General features: G+C 73.9%; 12 protein-coding genes and 1 pseudogene. 10 read left to right on the top strand and 3 right to left on the bottom strand.

The features are described 5' to 3' along the window. Nucleotides 1-120: 120 nt before the first annotated feature. Entirely contained in the window at nt 121-1,152 is a 1,032-nt protein-coding gene (locus IEX99_RS08425; RefSeq protein ID WP_188899577.1) for an aspartate-semialdehyde dehydrogenase, read from the top strand. Nucleotides 1,153-1,434: 282 nt separating this feature from the next. Further along, complete coding sequence (locus IEX99_RS08420) at nt 1,435-1,767, top strand: DMT family transporter (protein ID WP_188899576.1); 333 nt, start codon at nt 1,435-1,437, stop codon at nt 1,765-1,767. A 313-nt stretch (nt 1,768-2,080) separates the two neighbouring features. Here the strand turns inward: IEX99_RS08420 and IEX99_RS08415 are convergent, their stop codons facing one another. Further along, the gene (locus IEX99_RS08415) at nt 2,081-3,385 is read right to left on the bottom strand and encodes an MFS transporter (RefSeq protein WP_188899575.1); all 1,305 of its coding nucleotides are present in this window, start codon (nt 3,383-3,385) and stop codon (nt 2,081-2,083) included. 276 nt (nt 3,386-3,661) lie between these two features. Between IEX99_RS08415 and IEX99_RS08410 the strand changes: the two genes are divergently transcribed. The 8 genes and pseudogenes from IEX99_RS08410 to IEX99_RS08375 all read left to right on the top strand — a co-directional run bounded on the left by IEX99_RS08410 (nt 3,662) and on the right by IEX99_RS08375 (nt 12,018). After that, a complete protein-coding gene (locus IEX99_RS08410; RefSeq protein WP_188899574.1) occupies nt 3,662-5,002 on the top strand; it encodes an ABC transporter substrate-binding protein in 1,341 nt (446 codons plus the stop codon). Further along, nucleotides 4,999-5,751: an ABC transporter ATP-binding protein gene (locus IEX99_RS08405; protein WP_188899573.1), complete on the top strand. Its 753-nt coding sequence runs from the start codon at nt 4,999-5,001 to the stop codon at nt 5,749-5,751. The genes IEX99_RS08410 and IEX99_RS08405 overlap by 4 nt, the downstream gene beginning before the upstream one ends. Before the next feature lie 110 nt (nt 5,752-5,861). Beyond that, a pseudogene (locus IEX99_RS08400) lies at nt 5,862-6,506 on the top strand (ABC transporter ATP-binding protein); the annotation flags it as partial. Further along, complete coding sequence (locus IEX99_RS08395) at nt 6,506-7,360, top strand: branched-chain amino acid ABC transporter permease (protein WP_188899571.1); 855 nt, start codon at nt 6,506-6,508, stop codon at nt 7,358-7,360. The pseudogene IEX99_RS08400 and the gene IEX99_RS08395, both read left to right, overlap by 1 nt. Next, nucleotides 7,357-8,370 (top strand): branched-chain amino acid ABC transporter permease, encoded by a 1,014-nt coding sequence (locus tag IEX99_RS08390; RefSeq protein WP_188899570.1) that lies wholly within the window; start codon nt 7,357-7,359, stop codon nt 8,368-8,370. Before IEX99_RS08395 ends, IEX99_RS08390 begins: the two co-directional genes overlap by 4 nt. A gap of 22 nt (nt 8,371-8,392) precedes the next feature. Then, the gene (locus IEX99_RS08385; protein ID WP_188899569.1) at nt 8,393-9,214 is read left to right on the top strand and encodes an SDR family NAD(P)-dependent oxidoreductase; all 822 of its coding nucleotides are present in this window, start codon (nt 8,393-8,395) and stop codon (nt 9,212-9,214) included. Nucleotides 9,215-9,310: 96 nt separating this feature from the next. After that, complete coding sequence (locus IEX99_RS08380) at nt 9,311-10,522, top strand: pyridoxal-phosphate-dependent aminotransferase family protein (RefSeq protein ID WP_188899568.1); 1,212 nt, start codon at nt 9,311-9,313, stop codon at nt 10,520-10,522. Nucleotides 10,523-11,022: 500 nt separating this feature from the next. After that, on the top strand, nt 11,023-12,018 hold the full coding sequence (locus IEX99_RS08375; RefSeq protein ID WP_188899567.1) for a crotonase/enoyl-CoA hydratase family protein: 996 nt from the start codon (nt 11,023-11,025) through the stop codon (nt 12,016-12,018). Nucleotides 12,019-12,198: 180 nt separating this feature from the next. Here IEX99_RS08375 and IEX99_RS08370 read toward each other — a convergent pair whose 3' ends face one another. Then, a complete protein-coding gene (locus IEX99_RS08370) occupies nt 12,199-14,904 on the bottom strand; it encodes a hybrid sensor histidine kinase/response regulator (protein ID WP_188899566.1) in 2,706 nt (901 codons plus the stop codon). Between the two features lie 259 nt (nt 14,905-15,163). Next, nucleotides 15,164-17,326 (bottom strand): putative bifunctional diguanylate cyclase/phosphodiesterase, encoded by a 2,163-nt coding sequence (locus tag IEX99_RS08365; protein WP_188899565.1) that lies wholly within the window; start codon nt 17,324-17,326, stop codon nt 15,164-15,166. Nucleotides 17,327-18,152 lie beyond the last annotated feature (826 nt).

The following is an 18,152-nucleotide window of genomic DNA, read 5'->3' as shown; positions in this document are numbered from 1 at the left end:
ATCCCTTCGCGGGGCTCAGGGGTGTCCCGCGCGCCCCGCGCTTGAAGCGCCGGCCCGCAGACCGTAGAGGGTCCCCGCGGCCCCGAGGGACAGGGCCGGAATCACGGGAGCCATCGGGTCATGGGCTATCGGGTCGCGGTCGTCGGCGCCACCGGAGCGGTGGGGCGCGAGATGCTGAAGACCCTCGCGGAGCGGGATTTCCCGGCGGACGAGGTGATCGCCCTCGCCTCCGGCCGGTCGGCCGGGCAGGAGGTCTCGTTCGGCGAGAAGGCCGTGCTCAAGGTCCAGAACCTGGAGAAATTCGACTTCGCGGGGGTGGACATCGGCCTGTTCTCGCCCGGCGCCTCGGTCTCCGCCGTGCACGCGCCGCGCGCCGCCGCCGCCGGCTGCGTCGTGATCGACAACACCAGCCACTTCCGGATGGAGCCGGACATCCCGCTGGTGGTGCCGGAGGTGAACCGGCACGCGCTGCGCGGCTTCCGCAAGCGCAACATCATCGCCAACCCGAACTGCTCGACCATCCAGATGGTGGTGGCGCTGAAGCCGCTGCACGACATCGCCCGGGTGAGGCGGGTCGTGGTCGCCACCTACCAGTCGGTCTCCGGCGCCGGGAAGGAGGCGATGGACGAGCTGTGGTCGCAGACCCGGGGCGTGTTCGTGAACGATTCGCCGAGGCCGGAGCAGTTCACCAAGCAGATCGCCTTCAACGTCATCCCCCACATCGACCGGTTCCTGGAGGACGGCTCGACCAAGGAGGAGTGGAAGATGGCGGTCGAGACGCGGAAGATCCTCGACCCCGACATCGCGGTGATGGCGACCTGCGTCCGCGTGCCGGTGTTCATCGGCCACGCCGAGGCGGTGCACGTCGAGTTCGAGCGCCCGATCACCGAGCAGCAGGCCTGGGAGGCGCTGCGCGCCGCGCCGGGCGTGACGGTGCTCGACCGGCGCGACGACGGCGGCTACGCGACGCCGGTCGAGATCGCGGGCGAGGACCCGGTCTACGTCTCGCGCCTGCGGAAGGACCCGACCGTGCCGCACGGCCTCGCCTTCTGGTGCGTCGCCGACAACCTGCGCAAGGGCGCGGCGCTGAACGCCGTGCAGATCGCCGAGGAGCTGGTGCGCCAGGGGGCGTTCGAGCGGCAGGCGGCGTAGCGCGGCGGCGGGAAGGGCGGCGCGTCGCGGCGCTGATGGGGCCCTTGGGGGCGATCGGCGTGCGGCGCCTCGGTGGCGCCGCCCGGCTGTCCCGCGAGGCCGGATGGCACGCCCGATGGGGCGAGGCGGGCCTGAAGAGCGGCCCGACCCGGCCGGAAGGAGCTCGGCCTCCTTCGCCCGCCACCGCCTGGCGGCCAGTGCTCGCGATCGCCGGCGCGGCCCGCGCCGCGGTGCCGCGCTGATCCCGTGGCCGTGCCGCCGCCTCGCCCGGATCGGCGCCGCATGACGCCCTTCGCACCGGAATGGCTCTGGCTCTCGGTCGCCGGCCTGTCCGAGGTCGTCTGGACCGTGACCCTGAAATACACCGACGGCTTCACCCGCCTGAGCTGGAGCCTCGCCACCCTCGCCGCCATGGCGGTCAGCTTCTACTGCATGTCGCGAGCCCTGCAGGTGCTGCCGATCGGCACGGTGTACGCGGTCTGGACCGGCATCGGCGCGGCCGGCGCGGCGCTCTGGGGCATGGCCGTGGAAGGAGACCCGGCAACGCCGCTGCGCATCCTCTGCCTGGTGCTGATCCTCGCCGGCGTCGCGGGGCTGAAGCTCGCGCACGGGTAGGTGGCGGTCGCACACCGCGCCATGGCGCGCGGCGAGAGCCGTTTTCGCTCGGCTGTGCTCGCGGCAACGGCTCCTGCCGTCGTGTGCCGGGCCGGTTCACGCTCCCGGCGGTTTCCAGCCGTCCGCGATCGGCTCTAGCTCCGCGCGCGCCGGCATGGTTCCGGTTGCCACGGCACCGCCTCTCGCCAGGCGCCCCGAGGCCGGCATCCGTCCGGCACACACCTGGAGGGGGGTCAGCGGGGCGTCGCCGGACGCACGCAGCGAGGGAGGCCGCCGCCAGGGGGCGCGCTCCGCAGGCGGAGCTTCGGGAAGGCTACTCGGCCGCCATCGTGCGCGCGGCGGCCGGCGCCGGGCGTGCCGCCGCTGCGGCCTTCCGGACCGCCCGCGCGGCGCCCTCCGCCCCGCCCATGCAGAGCAGCGACAGGCCGAGCAGTCCCGCCACCGCCGGCAGCACCAGCTCCGGATGGCCGAGGTCGATCAGCACCCCCATCGGCACCGGCATGATCGCCGAGCCCAGCGGCAGGCCGGAGGAGACGAAGCCGAACACCTTGCCGATCTGCCCCGGCGGCGAGGCGTCCTTCAGCATCACGTCGCGCGGCGTGCGCGACGAGCCGAGCGCGAGGCCCGCCGCCGTCGCCACCACCGGCATCAGCACCTCCGGCATCGGCACCAGGCCGAGCGCGAGCAGCAGCGCCATCGCCACCAGCGTCAGCAGGACGACGAAGCCGACCAGGCTGCGCCGCGTCCGGTCCGCCACCCAGCCGCCGACCAGCGTGCCCAGGGTCGCGCCCACCATGTAGCCGGTGAGCACCATCGAGCCGACCGCGACCGGCGTGCCCCAGATCTGGCCGAGCACGGCGATGACGAAGCTCTGCACGCCGGACCCGGCCATCGCGGTGAGCAGGAAGAAGCCGAAGAACAGCAGCATCGGCCTGGACAGCAGCAGCGCCCGCCCGCTCGGCGCCGTCTCCGCGCCCGCCTCGCCGGCCGGCTTCGGCGCCGGCTTCGCCTGGTCGCGCAGGATGCGGCTCTGCCACAGGATCGCCGCGACGACGGGCACGCCGAGCAGGCCGACGAGCAGCAGGGCGGCGCGCCAGCCCATCACGGTCATCAGCAGGGCGATGACCGGCGGCGCCAGGGCGAAGCCGAGATTGCCGCTGAAGGTGTGCAGCGCGAAGGCGCGTCCCATGAACGACTTGTTCACGCTGCCGGCGAGGATGGCGTAGTCCGCCGGGTGGATCACCGAGTTCCCCACCCCCGAGAGCAGCGCCAGCGCCACGATCATCCAGAAGGCCGGCGCGAACGCCATCGCCGAGACCGACAGCGCCATCAGCAGCGTGCCGCCGACCAGGAAGGGCCGCGCGCCGTGGCGGTCGATCCAGAAGCCCATCGGCGTCTGCAGCGCCGCGGTGGTCGCGCTCATCACCGCGGTGGCGAGGCCGAGGGTCGCGTAGGAGACCTCGAACTCCGCCCGCCAGGCGAGGAACAGCGGCGGCAGGCAGAGCATGTAGAAATGGCTGAGGAAGTGCCCGCAGCCGATCAGGGCGCAGATGCGGACGTCCTGGCGGCGCGACAGCGGCGCCTCGGGGCCGGCAGGGGCGGCACCGGGTGTGGTCATCGGCGGGCCTGTCCGTACGGTTCCGCGCGAGACTGCGCCGCCGCCCGGAACGGGTCAATGCGGCCGGCCGGCGCGAATCGGCGCGCCAGCCATGCCGAAACGGGGATGCCGGCGGGCCGCGCCTGCGCCGATGCGCGGAGCGGATGCGACGGCCCCGCCCTCCTGGCTTGACGGGGCGATGGCGCACGTCCTTTGCTGCCCGACCGCGGCATCGGCGCTCCGTCGAGAGGGCGCGGCGACCGCCGGCCGGGAACAGGCCCGGGAGGAACGGAACCGATGCCCAACGCCAGCGCAACCACCCGGCGCGGGCTGCTGCAGGCGGGCGCCGCCGGCGCCCTCGCCGCCACCGTGCCGGCCACCGCCCGCGCGCAGCAGAGCGGGCCGGCGCGCGGCGAGCCGCTGCGCGTCGGCGTGATGACCGACCTCTCCGGCCCCTTCGCCGGCGCCGGCAGCCAGCCCCTCTTCTGGGGCGCCGAGGTCGCGATCGAGCTGTTCAACGAGCGCGGCGGCGTGGACGGCCGCCCGGTCCAGGCCGTCACCGCCGACAGCCAGTCCCGCACCGAGACCGCGATCAACGAGGCCGAGCGCCTGCTCGGCCAGGAGCGGCTGGAGGTCATCACCGGGATCTACTCCTCCGCCCACGCCGTGCCGCTGGCCCAGCGCTTCGAGCAGGCGCGGAAGGTCATGTGGATCACCAGCGCGATCTCGGTCGCGGTGCTGAAGGTCCGCAACCTGCGCTACGTCTTCCGCCCCACGGTGCATTCCGACCAGTACGGCGAGGCCTCCGTCTCCTTCGTGCACGAGCACGCGCAGGCGCGGCTCGGCATGCCGCCCGAGCGCGTGCGGCTGGCCGCGATCTACGAGGACGGCCCCTACGGCACCGGGGTCGCCGCGGCGATCGAGGCGCAGGCGCGCAGCAGGAACATGCCACTGGTGCTCAAGGAGGGCTACAGCGCCAGCGCGCCCGACCTCTCGACCCTGGTGACGAAGCTGCGGCGCGAGCGGCCCGACGTCGTCCTGCACACCGGCTACAACCCCGACATCACCCTGTTCCTACGCCAGGCCAAGGCGGGGGGCCTGCGCTTCCGCGCGCTGATCGGCCACGGCGCGGGGCATGCGCAGATCGACCGCCTGACCGAGACCTTCGGCAACGACGTGAACCACATCTACAACGTCGACCCGGTCGGCACGCAGATGCTCGACTGGTCGAAGCTCCGCCCTGGCGTCGGTGACCTCGCCCGCGTCTTCGTCGAGCGCTATCAGGCCAAGCACCGGGTGCGCGACCTGCCGGCGCACGCCTCGATGGGCTTCAACAACACCTGGGTGTTCCTCGAGCACGTGCTCAAGCCGAGCGTGCGCAGGACCGGCGGCCTTTCGGCCGACGCGCTGCGCGAGGCGGCGCTCGAGGTGGACATCCCGGTCGGCGGCACCATCCAGGGCTACGGCGTGAAGTTCGTCCCACCCGGCAACCCGATGTCGGGCCAGAACGAGCGCAGCTTCCCGGTGGTGATGCAGTTCGAGGGCGGCAGGGGTCGCGTCGTGTGGCCGACCGCGATCGCCGGCGGCCCGCCGGTGCTGCCGCTGCCGCCCTCCAGCCCCTTCGCCCTGCGTTCGTGAGCGGCGCCGCCCCGCTCCTCCGGGTCGCGGGTCTGACGAAGCGCTTCGGCGGCTTCACCGCCGTAGACCAGGTCTCCTTCTCCGTCGCGGAGGGGGAGATCCTGGGGCTCCTCGGACCCAACGGCTCGGGCAAGAGCACGACCTTCAACTGCATCGCCGGCGCGCTGCGGCCGATGGCGGGCCGCGTCCTGTTCGACGGGCAGGAGATCGCCGGCCGCCCGGCCGACGAGGTCTGCCGCCGCGGGATCGGCCGCACCTTCCAGATTCCCCGCCCCTTCCGCCGCCTCACGCTGCTCGAGAACGCGGTGCTCGCCGCGCATTACGGCGCCGGCGGCGCGATCCCGCGGGCGGAGGCGGAGGCGCGGGCGCGCGACGCGCTCCGCCTCGCGCAGCTTCCGGACGATCTGCACGCGACCGCCGCGGGGCTGGGCGCGGCCGGGCTCAAGAAGCTGGAGCTCGCCCGCGCGCTCGCCACGGGGCCGCGGCTGCTGCTGGCCGACGAATCGCTCGGCGGGCTGGACGCGGCGGAGATGCGCACCGCTGCCGACATGCTCAGGCGCATCCGCGACGAGCGCGGCATCACCATCGTCTGGGTCGAGCACATCATGGGCGTGCTGCTCTCGGTCGTGGACCGCGTGGTGGTGCTCGACCACGGCGCGGTGATCTTCGAGGGCACGCCGCAGGCGGCGCAGGAGGATCCGAAGGTGGCGGAGGTCTATCTCGGTCCGCCCGAGGCGCGCGCCGCATGAGCGCGGCGACGCACCGCGCCCCGGATACGGGCGATGCGGCGGCGGCACGGCTCGAACTCTCCGGAGTCCGGGCCGGCTATGGCGACTTCCAGGCGCTGTTCGGCGTGGACCTGCACGTCGCGCCCGGCGAGGCGGTGGGCGTCGTCGGCCCGAACGGCGCGGGCAAGACGACGCTGCTCCGCGTGATCTCCGGCCTGCTGCGCCCGACGGCGGGGACGCTGCGCTACGGCGGGCAGGACCTGACGGCGGTCCCAGCGCACGCGCTGCCCTCGCTCGGCATCGCCCATGTGCCGGAGAACCGGCGCCTGTTTCCGCACCTGACGGTGGAGGAGAACCTCAAGGTCGGTGCCTTCGCGCCGAGCGCGCGGGCGAGATTCGCCGAACGCCGCGAGCACGTCTTCGCCCTCTTCCCTCGCCTCGCGGAGCGGCGCCGCCAGCCCGCCGGCACGCTCTCGGGCGGCGAACAGCAGATGTGCGCGATCGGCCGCGCGCTGATGTCGGGGCCGCGCATCCTGCTGCTCGACGAGCCCTCCGCCGGCCTCGCGCCGATCGTGGTGCAGCAGGTCTTCGCCCTGGTCCGCCGCATCCGCGAGGAGGGGCTCACGGTGCTGATCGTCGAGCAGAACGTGGCGCAGGTGCTGCGCGTCGTGGACCGCGCCTACGTGCTGGAGACCGGCCGCGTCGTCGCCGCGGGCCGCGCCGCCGACCTCGCCGCCGATCCGGCCATCCGCCGCAGCTATCTCGGGATGCACTGATGGATCCCTTCCTCCTCGAGGCGCTGGTGAACGGGGTGCTGCTCGGCGGGGTGTTCGCCCTGCCGGTGCTCGGCCTCAACCTGGTCTTCGGCGTCGTGGACGTGATCTGGCTCTGCTACGCGGAGCTGGTGATGGTCGGCATGTACGCGGTGTGGTTCCTCCACACCCAGGCGGGCTGGCCGCTCGCCCTGGCCTTCGCCGCCTGCCTGCCGGTCGTCGCCGCGCTCGGCGTCGCGCTGCACCTGCTCGTGGTGCGCCCGCTGCTCGGGGCGCCGCCGATCAACCAGGTGCTGGCGACGGGCGGCGTGCTGTTCGTGCTGCAGGGCGGCGCGACCCTGGTCTTCTCGACCGACTTCCGCAGCCTCGGCGTCGAGATGCCGCCGATGGAGGTGGGCGAGGTCTTCGTCTCCGGGACCAAGCTCGCCGCCTTCGTCGCGGCGCTTTTCGGCGCGGCGGCGCTCTGGGCCTTCCTCAAGTTCACCTATGTCGGCACCGCGATCCGCGCCATCGCCCGCGACCGGGAGGTGATGCCGCTGATGGGGGTGGACCCGCGGCGGAGCTACCTCGTCACCTCCGCGATCGGCGGCACGCTCGCCGGCTTCGCCGCATGCCTGCTCGTCGTGCAGCTCGACGTGCACCCCTTCGTCGGCCTCTCCTTCGGGCCGATCACCTTCATCATCTGCGTCATGGGCGGCCTCGGCAACATGCTGGGTGGCTTCCTCGCGGCCTTCCTGATGGGGATTCTGGTCTCGGTCGGCGGCTTCTGGTGGAACACGGAGATGTCCTACGTCGTCGCCTTCGCGTTCTTCATCGTCGTGATGTTCCTCCGCCCGCGGGGACTGTTCGCCCGATGACGCGCGACCTCGCCCTGCCGCTCCTCGTCCTCGCCGCCCTCGCCTGCGTGCCGCTGCTCGGGCCGCCCGAGTACTTCATGCACCTCGCGATCACCGCCCTTCTCGTCGCGCTCGCCTGCACCGCATGGGCGCTGATGGGGCGGTTCGGGCTCGTCTCCTTCGGGCACGGCGCGTTCCTCGGCATCGCCGCCTACACCATGGCGCTGCTGTGGAACTTCCAGGGGATCACGCCCTGGATCGGCCTGCCGGTCGGCGTGGCGCTCGCCGCGCTCGCCGGCGCGCTGCTCGGCTGGCCCGCCTTCCGGCTGCGCGTCGTCGGGCACTACTTCGCCCTCGTCACCCTCGCCGCCGGGGAAATCGTGCGCATCCTGGTCACCGCGACGCGCTCGGTCACCGGGGGCTCGCTCGGCATGACGCCGGACCAGGCGCCGCCGGGCGAGGCGCTGGCGGCGATGCAGCTCGGCAAGGCCGGGTTCTGGTGGCTGGGGCTGCTCGCCTGGGCCTGCGGGCTGCTCGCCTGGCGGCTGCTCGACCGCTCGATGACCTCGAAGGCGCTCGCCGCGGTGGCGGAGGACGAAGACGCCGCGGCCTCGATCGGCATCCGCGTGGCGCGGGAGAAGCTCAAGGTGACGCTGATCTCGACCGCGCTCGCCGGCCTCGCAGGCGGGCTGACCGCGCAGTACCGGATGTACCTCAACCCGGAGTCGCTCGCCGGCCTCGGCATCTCGCTGCAGATCGTGTTCGGCGCGATCGCCGGCGGCATGTACAGCCCGCTCGGCCCGACCATGGGGGCGCTGTTCACCATCGGGCTCGACGAGACGCTGCGCGTGACCTTCGGCACGCAGTTCATCGGCGCGGCGCCGCTGGTCTACGGCCTGCTCCTGGTGCTCTTCATGCTGTTCCTGCCGCGCGGCATCGCCGGGCTGCTGGAGGTCCGCGGCCGGACCGCCACGGCGCCCGCGGCGCGCGGCGCGGCGACGGTGCCGGCGGCGCAGCCGCCGCGCGCATGATCGGGAAGGGAGGACCCACGCCATGGCGGACTGGCTTCGTCTCCAGGGCCTCGCCTGCGTCGTCACCGGCGGCGCCGGCGGCATCGGCCGCGCGATCGGCGCGGGCTTCGCCGCGGCCGGCGCGCGCGTCGCCCTGCTCGACCGCGACGGCGCCGGCGCCGAGGAGGCCGCCGCGGCGCTGCGCGGCGCGGGCGGCGCGGAGGCCATCGGCCTCGCCTGCGACACCACCGACCCCGCGGCGGTCGAGGCCGCCGCGGCGGAGGTCGCGAAGCGGCTCGGCGGGGCCGACGTGCTGGTCAACAACGCCGGCATCCTGCGCCCCGGGCCGCTGGACGCGCTCCCGCTCGCCGACTGGAACCAGGTGCTCGCGGTCAACCTGACCGGCTACCTGCTCTGCGCCCAGGCCTTCGGGCGGCAGATGCGCGAGCGCGGGCGGGGCAGCATGGTGCACGTCGCCTCGATCGCCGCGCTCGAGCCGCAGACCAACAGCGGCGCCTACAGCGCGAGCAAGTCGGCCGTCGCCATGCTCTCGCGCCAGATCGCCGCCGAGTGGGGCCCCTGGGGCATCCGCAGCAACGCCGTCTGCCCGGGCCTGGTGCGCACGCCGATGTCGCGGGCCTTCTACGCCGTGCCGGGGGTCGAGGAGCGCCGCAAGGCGATGGTCCCGCTCCGGCGCATCGCCGAGCCGGCGGACATCGCCGACGCCGTGCTGTTCCTCGCGAGCGAGCGCGCCGCCTACGTGAACGGCGCCGAGCTGCTGGTGGACGGCGGGCTCGCCTGCATGCTGATGGACCTCATCCCGCGTCCCGGCTTCGACCGGGCGCAACCGCCGCCGCGGGCGTGACGCCGCCGGCGGGGTCGCCGTCGCCCGGCCTGCCCCGCCTTTTCCACCGCCCCGGGCGGCGCCTATCCTGCGCGCCTCGCGAGAGGACCCGCCCGCATGACCGCCCAGACCGACACGCCTCCCGCGCGCAAGCCGCGCGGCCGCCTGTTCTTCGCCAATCCGGGCCCGACCAACATCCCGGACTCGGTGCTTCTCGCCTGCGCGCACAACAGCGTGGACTTCAACGACGACGACTTCTTCGCCCTCTACGCGGACTGCGTGGCCGGCCTGAAGCGCGTGCTCAAGACGCGCCAGGAGGTGTTCCTCTACACCGCCTCCGGCCACGGCGCCTGGGAGGCGAGCCTGGTCAACCTGTTCTCGCCCGGCGACCGCCTGCTGATGCTCGAGACCGGCTACTTCTCGGAAGGCTGGGCGCAGATGGCGCGCGACCTCGGACTCGCGGTGCAGACGGTGGCGGCCGACTGGCGGCGCGGCGTCGAGATGGCGGCGGTGCGCGCGGCGCTCGCCGCGGACCGCGCCCACGCCATCAAGGGCGTCTGCGCCGTGCACAACGAGACCTCGACCGGCCTGATGCTGCCGGTCGAGGAGGTGCGCGCGGCGCTCGACGAGACCGGCCATCCGGCGCTGCTGCTCGCCGACACCATCTCCTCGCTCGCCTCCTTCGACTTCCGGATGGACGAGTGGCGCGTGGACGTCGCGGTCGGCGGCAGCCAGAAGGGGCTGATGCTGCCGACCGGCTTCAGCTTCACCGCGGTCTCCGAGAAGGCCATGGCGGCACACCGCGAGGCGCGCCTGCCCCGGCACTACTTCAACTGGACGAACATGCTCGGCCGCAGGCACCGCAGCTTCGTCGGCACGGTGCCGATCGCGCTGTTCTACGGGCTCAAGGAGTCGCTCCGCCTCATCGAGGAGGAGGGTCTCGACCAGGTGTTCGCGCGCCACGCGCGCCTCGCGCGCGCCGTGCGCGCCTGCGTCCAGCGCTGGTCCGGCAACGACGGGCCGCGGCTGTTCTGCACCAACCCCGCGCGCTGCTCGGACTCCGTCACCACCGTCCTCATGCCGCCGGGCCACGACGCCGAGGCGGTGCGGCGCACCGCGCTGCAGCGGTTCAACGTCTCCACCGGCGGCGGACTCGGGCGGCTCGGCGGCCAGGTGTTCCGCATCGGCCATCTCGGCGACCTGAACGAGCCGATGGTGATCGGCACGCTCGGCGCGGTCGAGATGGCGCTGCGGCTGAACGGCGTGCCGCACGCGCCGGGCGGGGTCGAGGCGGCGCTCGGGTCGCTTACCGACTCGGCGCGCGGCTGAACCGGCCGGCAGGCGCGGCGCGCCTGGGGCGCCAGCGCCCGGCTCGCGACCGCACCATGCGGCGACGCGGCCGCCTGCCTTCCCCACCGGGACGCGAGAGCGCGCCGGTGGATCGCCCCTGGCACGCCACGCGCAGCGGCGGTGACCGCCGATGGCGGCCTGCGACGGGCGCGCTTCCCTGTCGTGCCCCCCGCGCGACGGCTGCACCGCCGCCCGCGGACGCACGTCACACCGCCGTGCGCCGGGCAGGGCATCGTTCAGGCATGGCCAGCCTGCCCGCGTTCCGCAGGGGTTCTCCGGGCACTGATCAACAATGCGTGAAATTTGGTGTTGTAGCGTCAATCCCGACTCGCGCGAAGCCGCTACGGTGTCGTTTCTTTCTCGAAATCCGCGCAGGATCGGGGCCGGACCGCGCGTAAGGTTGCCCAGCCTGCGCGGCACCACAACCGCCGGCGCGGTGCCTCGGAAACCCGCTGCAAACACCCCCGAAGGAGCGAGTCATGACCTACCTGCACAAGCCGACGATCCTCACCAGCGAGCCGGCCCGGACCTCGAGCGGCGCCGAGGTCGGGCCGCGGCTCGGCGTGCCGGGCGCCGGCTCCTTCGCGCCGGCGCATCTCGAGGTCGCGGCGCTGCGCTACGACAACCTCGAGGTCGCGCTCGACACCGAGCACCGCTGCTTCTGGGCCTGGCAGCGCCCCACCGGACGGCCGAGCTACACGATGGCACTGATGCAGGACATCAGCGCCATGCAGTCCGACATCCAGCGCCTGTTCGCCGCGCGCGCGCAGGGCGGCGAGCGGCCCTTCGACTGGTTCGTCATGGGCTCGCGCGTGCCGGGGATCTTCAACCTCGGCGGCGACCTCGGCCTGTTCGGCGAGCTGATCCGCAAGGGCGACCTCGCGGCGCTGCGGCACTACGGCCACGTCGCGGTCGAGGCGATCCACCGCAACCACGTCGCCTTCGACGTTCCGGTCGTGACCATGGCGCTCGTGCAGGGCGACGCGCTCGGCGGCGGCTTCGAGTGCGCGCTCTCCTACGACCTGATCGTGGCGGAGAAGAGCGCGAAGCTGGGCCTGCCCGAGATCCTGTTCAACATGTTCCCCGGCATGGGCGCGGTGAGCTTCCTCGCGCGCCGCCTCGACCGCGCGCGGGCGGAGAAGATGATCCTCAGCGGCCGCGTGTACACCGCGGAGGAGCTGCACGAGATGGGCGTGGTCGACATCCTCGCCGAGGACGGTATGGGCGAGGCGGCCGTCGAGGAGTACATCGAGCGCAACACGCGCAAGCACAACGCGCTCTACTTCGCGCAGAAGGCGCGCCGCCGGGTGAATCCGATCACGATCGAGGAGCTGCGCGACATCGTCGATCTCTGGGCCGAGGCGGCGATCAACCTGGGCGAGTCCGACCTGCGCAAGATGGCTCGGCTGACCGCGGCGCAGGACCGGCGGATGAACGGCCTCACCCCGGCCGCGCCGGCGCTCGCCGCCGAGTAGAGCCGGTCGCGGACGGTGGAAACCGCCGGGAGCGTGGATCGGCTCGGCAAACAGCGCGCGGGAGCCGTTGCCGCGAGCTCAGCCGCGCGAAAACGGCTCTAGCGGCCGCTGCCCGGCACGCCGCGGGAGAGGGGGCCCGCCGGTCGCCCGGCGGGCGGGGGGGATGCATGGCGCGGCCGCCTATCCCGGCTGGCCGCTGCCGCCGGCCTCGCCCGGCACCGCGCCGCTGCGATAGGGCGCGAGCGCGCGACCGACGCGCTCCAGCTCGATCTGCAGGCGCTGGATGTGGCTCGGGCCGCGCGCGGCGATCTCGGCCGCGCGCATCTGCTGGCCCGCGCGGCACAGCTCGCCCAGGCCGCGCGCGCCGATGTTCGAGGCGCCGCTACCGAGCGCGTGCGACTGCTGGCGGAACCGCGCCGTGTCGCCCTCGGCCACGGCGTTCGCCAGGTCGCGCACCAACCCCTCCGCCTCGGCGAGGAAGTCGTCGATCAGCCCGGCGAGGAAGTCCGCGCCGCCGAGCGCCTCCAGGTCCGCGAGCGTGTTCTCGTCCACCGCCAGCGGCGAGCCGGCGGGCCGGAACCGGGGATGCGAGGCGATCTCCGTCACCGCCGGCGCAGCCGCATCCCATCGCGCGGCCTCCTGCGCCGCCGGGGTTCCGTCGGCCGCGGAAGCGCCGGGCGGCGCCTCGGCCCCGGCGGCGTCCGCCCGCGACCCGCTCACCGACTCGATCACCTCGAGCAGGCGCTGGGGCTCGACCGGCTTGATCACGCAGGCGTCCATGCCCGCCTCGAGGCAGCGGGCCGTCGCCTCCGGCGTGGCGTCGGCGGTCAGCCCGATCACCGGCACATGCCGCTGGCCGAGCGCCATCATGCGGTAGAGCTTGACCGCCTCGATGCCATCCATCACCGGCATGTTGAGGTCCATCACCACCAGGTCGAACGCCCCGGACTCCAGCGCGTCGAGCGCCTCCTCGCCGTTCGAGACGAGCTGGCAGGAGTGGCCCGCGCTCTGCAGGATGCGCTCGACCACCCGCCGGTTGACGCGGTTGTCGTCGGCCACCAGGACGTGCAGCGGCCGCGCAGGGCCGCGCAGCGGCTCGGCAGCGCGGGCCGCCTCCGCGGCCGCCGTCGCCGCGCCGCGGGCGATCCGCAGCGCGCGACGCAGCGTGTCGGCCTCCGGCGCGGGCGGCACCACGGTGACGAAGTCGCGCCGCACCGCGAGCGCCCGTGGCAGCTCCGCGCCGGGCTGTGCCGCCGCCTCGTCCACCAGGACGATGCGCAGCCCGCTGGCTGCGCCGGAGGCCGACGCGCCGCCCGCGGCGAGCCCGTGCAGCGTGGTCGCGAGCGCCTGGGGCTCGGCGCCGAGGCCCCGAGGGTCGAGCAGCAGGATCCGCTGCTCCTCGGCGGCGTCCGCGGCCGGCCGCGCGGCGCCGCGCAGCAGCGCCACCGCCTCCGCCACGCTACCCAGCCTGCGACAGCCGACGCCGAGCGCGGCGAGGCGATCCTCGAGCTCCGTCCCGCGCTCGCCGGCGAGGAGCAGGACGCGAAGGCCCCCGGGCAGGGGCGGCCCCGCCTCGGTCGCCTCGGCGGCCTCGAGGGCAAAGGTGAAAAAGAAGGTGCTGCCGATCCCGGGCTGGCTCTCCACGCCGATGCGGCCGCCGTGCAACTCGACCAGCCGTCGGCAGATGGCGAGGCCGAGGCCGGTGCCGCCGAAGCGGTTGAGGATCGAGGCGTCCGCCTGGGTGAAGCTCTCGAACACCCGCTCGGTGGCCTCCGGCGCGATGCCGATGCCGGTGTCGCTCACCTCGAAGCGCAGCATCAGCCGCCCGCCGGCCTCCGGGGCCGCGAGGTCGGCGGCGAGCACGACGCTGCCGGCGGCGGTGAACTTCACCGCGTTGCCGGCGAGGTTCGTCAGGATCTCCTGCAGGTGCCGGCGGTCGCCCCGCAGGCGGAGCGGGGTGCGCGGCGTGACGTGCAGCGCCAGCACCAGACCCTTCTCCGCCGCCGCCACCGCGACCAGGCGCCGCACCTCGTCGAGCAGGTCGAGCAGTTCGAACTCCACCGTCTCGACCCGCACGTCGCCGGCCTCGATGCGCGAGAAGTCGAGGATGCCGTCGATCAGGCCGAGCAGCGACTTGGCCGCGCTCCCGATCGTGCGCGTCATCTCCTGCTGCGCCGGCTCGAGGCGCGTCTCGGCGAGCAGCCCGCCCATGCCGATGATGGCGGTGAGCGGGGTGCGCAGCTCGTGGCTGACGCTCGCCAGGAACAGCGTCTTCGCCTCGTTCGCCTGCTCCGCCTGCCGGCGCGCCTGCTCCAACTTGCGGATCAGGGTGCCGGCGTAGCCCGGCACGATCAGCATGCCGAGCCAGAGGCCGATCGAGAGGTGGATCTGGTTCCACCAGAACTCGGTGGACAGGACGACGGCGCCGAAGGCCAGCAGCCCCGCCGCCATGCTCGCGCGCAGCCAGGGGATGCCGAAGCGGAAGCCGTTGCCGAGGATCACCCAGAGATAGATGAAGTAGAACAGCGCGAGCGTCTCGCCGCCGAGGTGCAGGACGGCCGAGAGGAAGGCCATGTCGAGCGCGAGCGCCACCGCACGCCGCGGCTGGGAGATCCCCGGCCGCGCCAGCAGATGGGCGACGACGCCGAAGGCGAGGCAGAAATAGACGCCGAGCACGGCGAGGATCGGGCCGGCGGCCGCATCGGCGAGGACCACGGTGTAGACCGCGATGAGCAGGGCGAAGACGAGCCGGTTGCGGCTCATCTCGTGCTCGGTGTCCGGCCGGTTGCTCAGGCGCGCGGCGAGCCGCGCCCGCAGCCCCCGGGATGGCGGCAGCGGCGCGGTGCCGACGCTGCCCGACTCGGATGCGGCAGTCGTCGCGTTCATAGGCCATGTCTAGCAGATTGATCCGCGGAAGGCCCCAGGCTTCGCACGTCCCGGCTGCAGCGGAGCGGGGGCTGCGCCGCCCCGCCGACGGACGGAAGCCCTCCCTGCTCCCTTCCGCCGTCTGCCGGGACGGGGCCGCGCCGCGCGCCGCCGTCCGCAGCGCGCGACGGCATCGCCCGGGGAGCAACCTCCGGCTGCGCGCCCGGCGGCGAGGCCGCCCGCAGCCGCTCTCCGCCGCGGCTGCCCGGCATCGCGCCGGTCAGGCGGGGCGCGGCGGCGGCGCGGGCGGAACGGCGTTCATCCGCCGCACCAGCGCCTGCAGCTCGCGGGTCCCGATCGGCTGGCTGTAGTAGTGGCCCTGGATCTCGTCGCAGCCCTCCGCGATGAGCTGCGTCACCTGCTCCACCGTCTCCACCCCCTCGGCGATGACGCCGAGCCCCAGGCTGTGCCCGAGGTTGATGATCGCCCGGACGATCGCCGTGTCGGATGGATCGGTGCGCAGGTTGCGGATGAAGGACTGGTCGATCTTCAGCCGGTCCACGGGGAAGTTCTTGATGTAGTTGAGCGAGGAGTATCCGGTTCCGAAATCGTCGATCGAGAACCGCACGCCGAGCCGGCGCAGGTCGCGCAGCACCGCCGCCACCCGCTCGTCGTTCTCGAGCAGGATGCCCTCGGTCAGCTCGAGGTCGAGCAGCAGCGGATCGAGGCCGCTCGCCTCCACCGCCGAGACGACGATCCGCCGCACGTCGTGCTTGCGGAACTGCACCGGCGAGAGGTTGACCGAGACGCGGAGCGGCGGCAGGCCCTCGCGCTGCCAGGCGACCGCCTCGGCGCAGGCGGTGCGCAGCACCCACTCGTTGATCGGCCCGATCAGCCCCGTCTCCTCGGCCAGGGCGAGGAAGTCCGCGGGCCGCGCCAGGGTGCCGCCGGGGCGCTGCCAGCGCAGCAGCGCCTCGGCGCCGACGATCTGGCCGGTGCGCAGGTTGACCTGCGGCTGGTAGTGCACGACGAACTGGCCGCGCGCCAGGGCGGCGCGCAGCTCCGCCTCCAGCGCCACCGCCTCCCGCGCGCGGCGGTCCATGTCGGCCGCGAAGAAGCGGAACACGTCGCGCCCCTCCTCCTTCGCCTGGTACATGGCGAGGTCGGCGTTGCGCAGCAGCTCGTCCGCGTCGGCGCCGTCCCGGGGGTGCAGCGTGATGCCGATGCTGGCGCTGAGGCGGAACTCCTGCGCGTCGGAGAGGAACGGCTCGGCCAGCGCGGCGATGGTCCGGCGCGCCAGCGCGGCGGCGTCCTCCGGATTGTCCACGCCGGCCTGGAGGATGGCGAATTCGTCTCCGCCGAGCCGCGCCACCGTGTCTCCGGCCCGCGCCAGGGATCGCACCCGGTCCGCCACCTGGCACAGCAGCCGGTCGCCGAGGTGGTGGCCGAGCGCGTCGTTGACCGCCTTGAACCGGTCGAGGTCGAGGAAGTGCAGCGCGAAGCCCCGCCCGCCGCGCCGGCTGCGCGCCAGCTCGCGCTGCAGCCGCTCGCGCAGCAGCACGCGGTTGGGCAGGTCGGTGAGCCCGTCGTGGTGGGCGAGGTGGCGCAGCCGGCTCTCCGCGAGCTTGCGGTCGGTGATGTCGAGCGCGGTGGTCAGCACGCTCACCACCGTGCCGTCGGCGTCGCGCAGCGGCGCCTTGGTGGTGAGGAACACCCGGCGCACGCCGTTGGCGTCGAGGATCTCCTCCTCGTAGCTCGGCAGGGGCTCGGCCGACTGGAACACCAGCCGGTCGAGGGCGCGGCTGCGCTCGGCGTGCGCGCGCCCGAACGGCTCGCCGGGGTCCTGGCCGACCAGGTCGGTCGTCGTCGAGCCGGCGAGCGCCGCGTGGTAGGCGTTGACGAAGACGCAGCGCCCGTCGCGGTCGGCGGCGCTGATCATCGCCGGAACGGTGTCGATCACCTGCGCCAGCGACTCGCGGCTGTTGCGCAGCAGCGCCTCGCGCGAGCGCTCGCTGCGCTCGAGCTCGCGCTCCAGCGTGTTGGCGCGCTGCTTGACGATCTGCTGCTGGCGGCGCAGCTCGAGCAGGTTGCGCACGCGCGTCGTGAACTCGTAGCGGTCCGCCGGGCTGAGCAGGAAGTCGGTCGCCCCCGCCTCCAGCGCGCTGAGGCGGTAGCTGCGGTCGTTGTAGGCGGTGATGACGACGATCGGAACGTCGGCGCAGGGCGGCTTGGCGCGCACGCGGCGGACGAATTCCGATCCGTCCATGCGCGGCATCTTGTAGTCGGTGATGATCAGGTCCACCGGGTTGCGCTCGATCCAGTCGAGCGCCTCCTCGGCGTCGCCGAACGCCTCCACCGTCACGCCGTCGCCGACCGATTCGGCGAGGCGCGAGTAGATGTTCCGGTTGGTGACCCGGTCGTCGAGGATCAGGACTACGGGCATGCCGCGGCTGCGCCCCCTTGGCCGGCGCGACGACCGGCGGTCGGGCGCACATATCGCACTTCGGGCGACGGCAAGAAAGCGGGCAATACGGCCGCGTCTTCCCCCCGGTTCCGGAGGCGCCGCGATGCGCCGGCCTGTCGGGTCGATGCCCGCGATGCGGGGCCGGAACCCGTGCGGCGCGCCGCCCGGGGCCGGTCGGGCCCGCCCTGGCACCTCCGGCGGGGGCGACCGAGCGCGACGTTGCGGGGCGATGGCGGAGGAGGCGCGGCGCGGCCGCGTTCTTGACCCAGGCAAACACCCAGGGCAGGGCCCTCGCCCCGAGGCGGAGGCCGAGCGGCGGGCGGCGCCCTGCCGAGCGGCCCGGCGGCCCGGGACCTCGAATCGCGCATCGCGGCCCTGCGCGCGTTGGGGCGCTTCTACACCCCGCGCCTCGGCGGAACGCGGCCCGGATTGCTCGGCGGCGGCCTGCCGCTCGCCGAGGCGCGCCTGATCCACGAGCCCACGCAGGCGCCGGCGCTGCACGGCGGCCGAGCTGGCGCCGCGGCCCGGCCTGGATCAGGGGCACCTGCCGTGGATCTTGCGCCGGCTCGAGGGCGCGGCCTGCTGCGTCGCCATCGACTCCGCCGACGGACGGCGCGCGTGGATCTCGCTCACCCGCATCGGCCGCGCCGCCTTGGCCGGTCGCGACCGGACGCGCGGGATCAGGTCGAATCCCGGCCCGCCCCCGTCCCGAGGCCGCGCAATGCCGGCTCGTCGCGGCCGTCGAGGAGACGCAGCGCCTGCTCGGCGCGGCCGGTGCGGACCCGGCGCCGGTCGCGCTGCGCAC

Origin of the sequence: Caldovatus sediminis (assembly GCF_014644455.1) — a bacterium.
Lineage (GTDB): Bacteria > Pseudomonadota > Alphaproteobacteria > Acetobacterales > Acetobacteraceae > Caldovatus > Caldovatus sediminis.
The sequence above is the reverse complement of the archived record's forward strand: the minus strand, read 5'-3'. Positions and strand labels throughout refer to the sequence as shown.

What these genes read in the sequence shown, in the direction of transcription:
- IEX99_RS08425 (WP_188899577.1), top strand. Translation starts at nt 121, where the DNA reads ATGGGCTATCGGGTCGCGGTCGTCGGCGCCACCGGAGCGGTGGGGCGC.
- IEX99_RS08420 (WP_188899576.1), top strand. Translation starts at nt 1,435, where the DNA reads ATGACGCCCTTCGCACCGGAATGGCTCTGGCTCTCGGTCGCCGGCCTG.
- IEX99_RS08415 (WP_188899575.1), bottom strand. Translation starts at nt 3,385, where the DNA reads ATGACCACACCCGGTGCCGCCCCTGCCGGCCCCGAGGCGCCGCTGTCG.
- IEX99_RS08410 (WP_188899574.1), top strand. Translation starts at nt 3,662, where the DNA reads ATGCCCAACGCCAGCGCAACCACCCGGCGCGGGCTGCTGCAGGCGGGC.
- IEX99_RS08395 (WP_188899571.1), top strand. Translation starts at nt 6,506, where the DNA reads ATGGATCCCTTCCTCCTCGAGGCGCTGGTGAACGGGGTGCTGCTCGGC.
- IEX99_RS08390 (WP_188899570.1), top strand. Translation starts at nt 7,357, where the DNA reads ATGACGCGCGACCTCGCCCTGCCGCTCCTCGTCCTCGCCGCCCTCGCC.
- IEX99_RS08385 (WP_188899569.1), top strand. Translation starts at nt 8,393, where the DNA reads ATGGCGGACTGGCTTCGTCTCCAGGGCCTCGCCTGCGTCGTCACCGGC.
- IEX99_RS08380 (WP_188899568.1), top strand. Translation starts at nt 9,311, where the DNA reads ATGACCGCCCAGACCGACACGCCTCCCGCGCGCAAGCCGCGCGGCCGC.
- IEX99_RS08375 (WP_188899567.1), top strand. Translation starts at nt 11,023, where the DNA reads ATGACCTACCTGCACAAGCCGACGATCCTCACCAGCGAGCCGGCCCGG.
- IEX99_RS08370 (WP_188899566.1), bottom strand. Translation starts at nt 14,904, where the DNA reads ATGAACGCGACGACTGCCGCATCCGAGTCGGGCAGCGTCGGCACCGCG.
- IEX99_RS08365 (WP_188899565.1), bottom strand. Translation starts at nt 17,326, where the DNA reads ATGCCCGTAGTCCTGATCCTCGACGACCGGGTCACCAACCGGAACATC.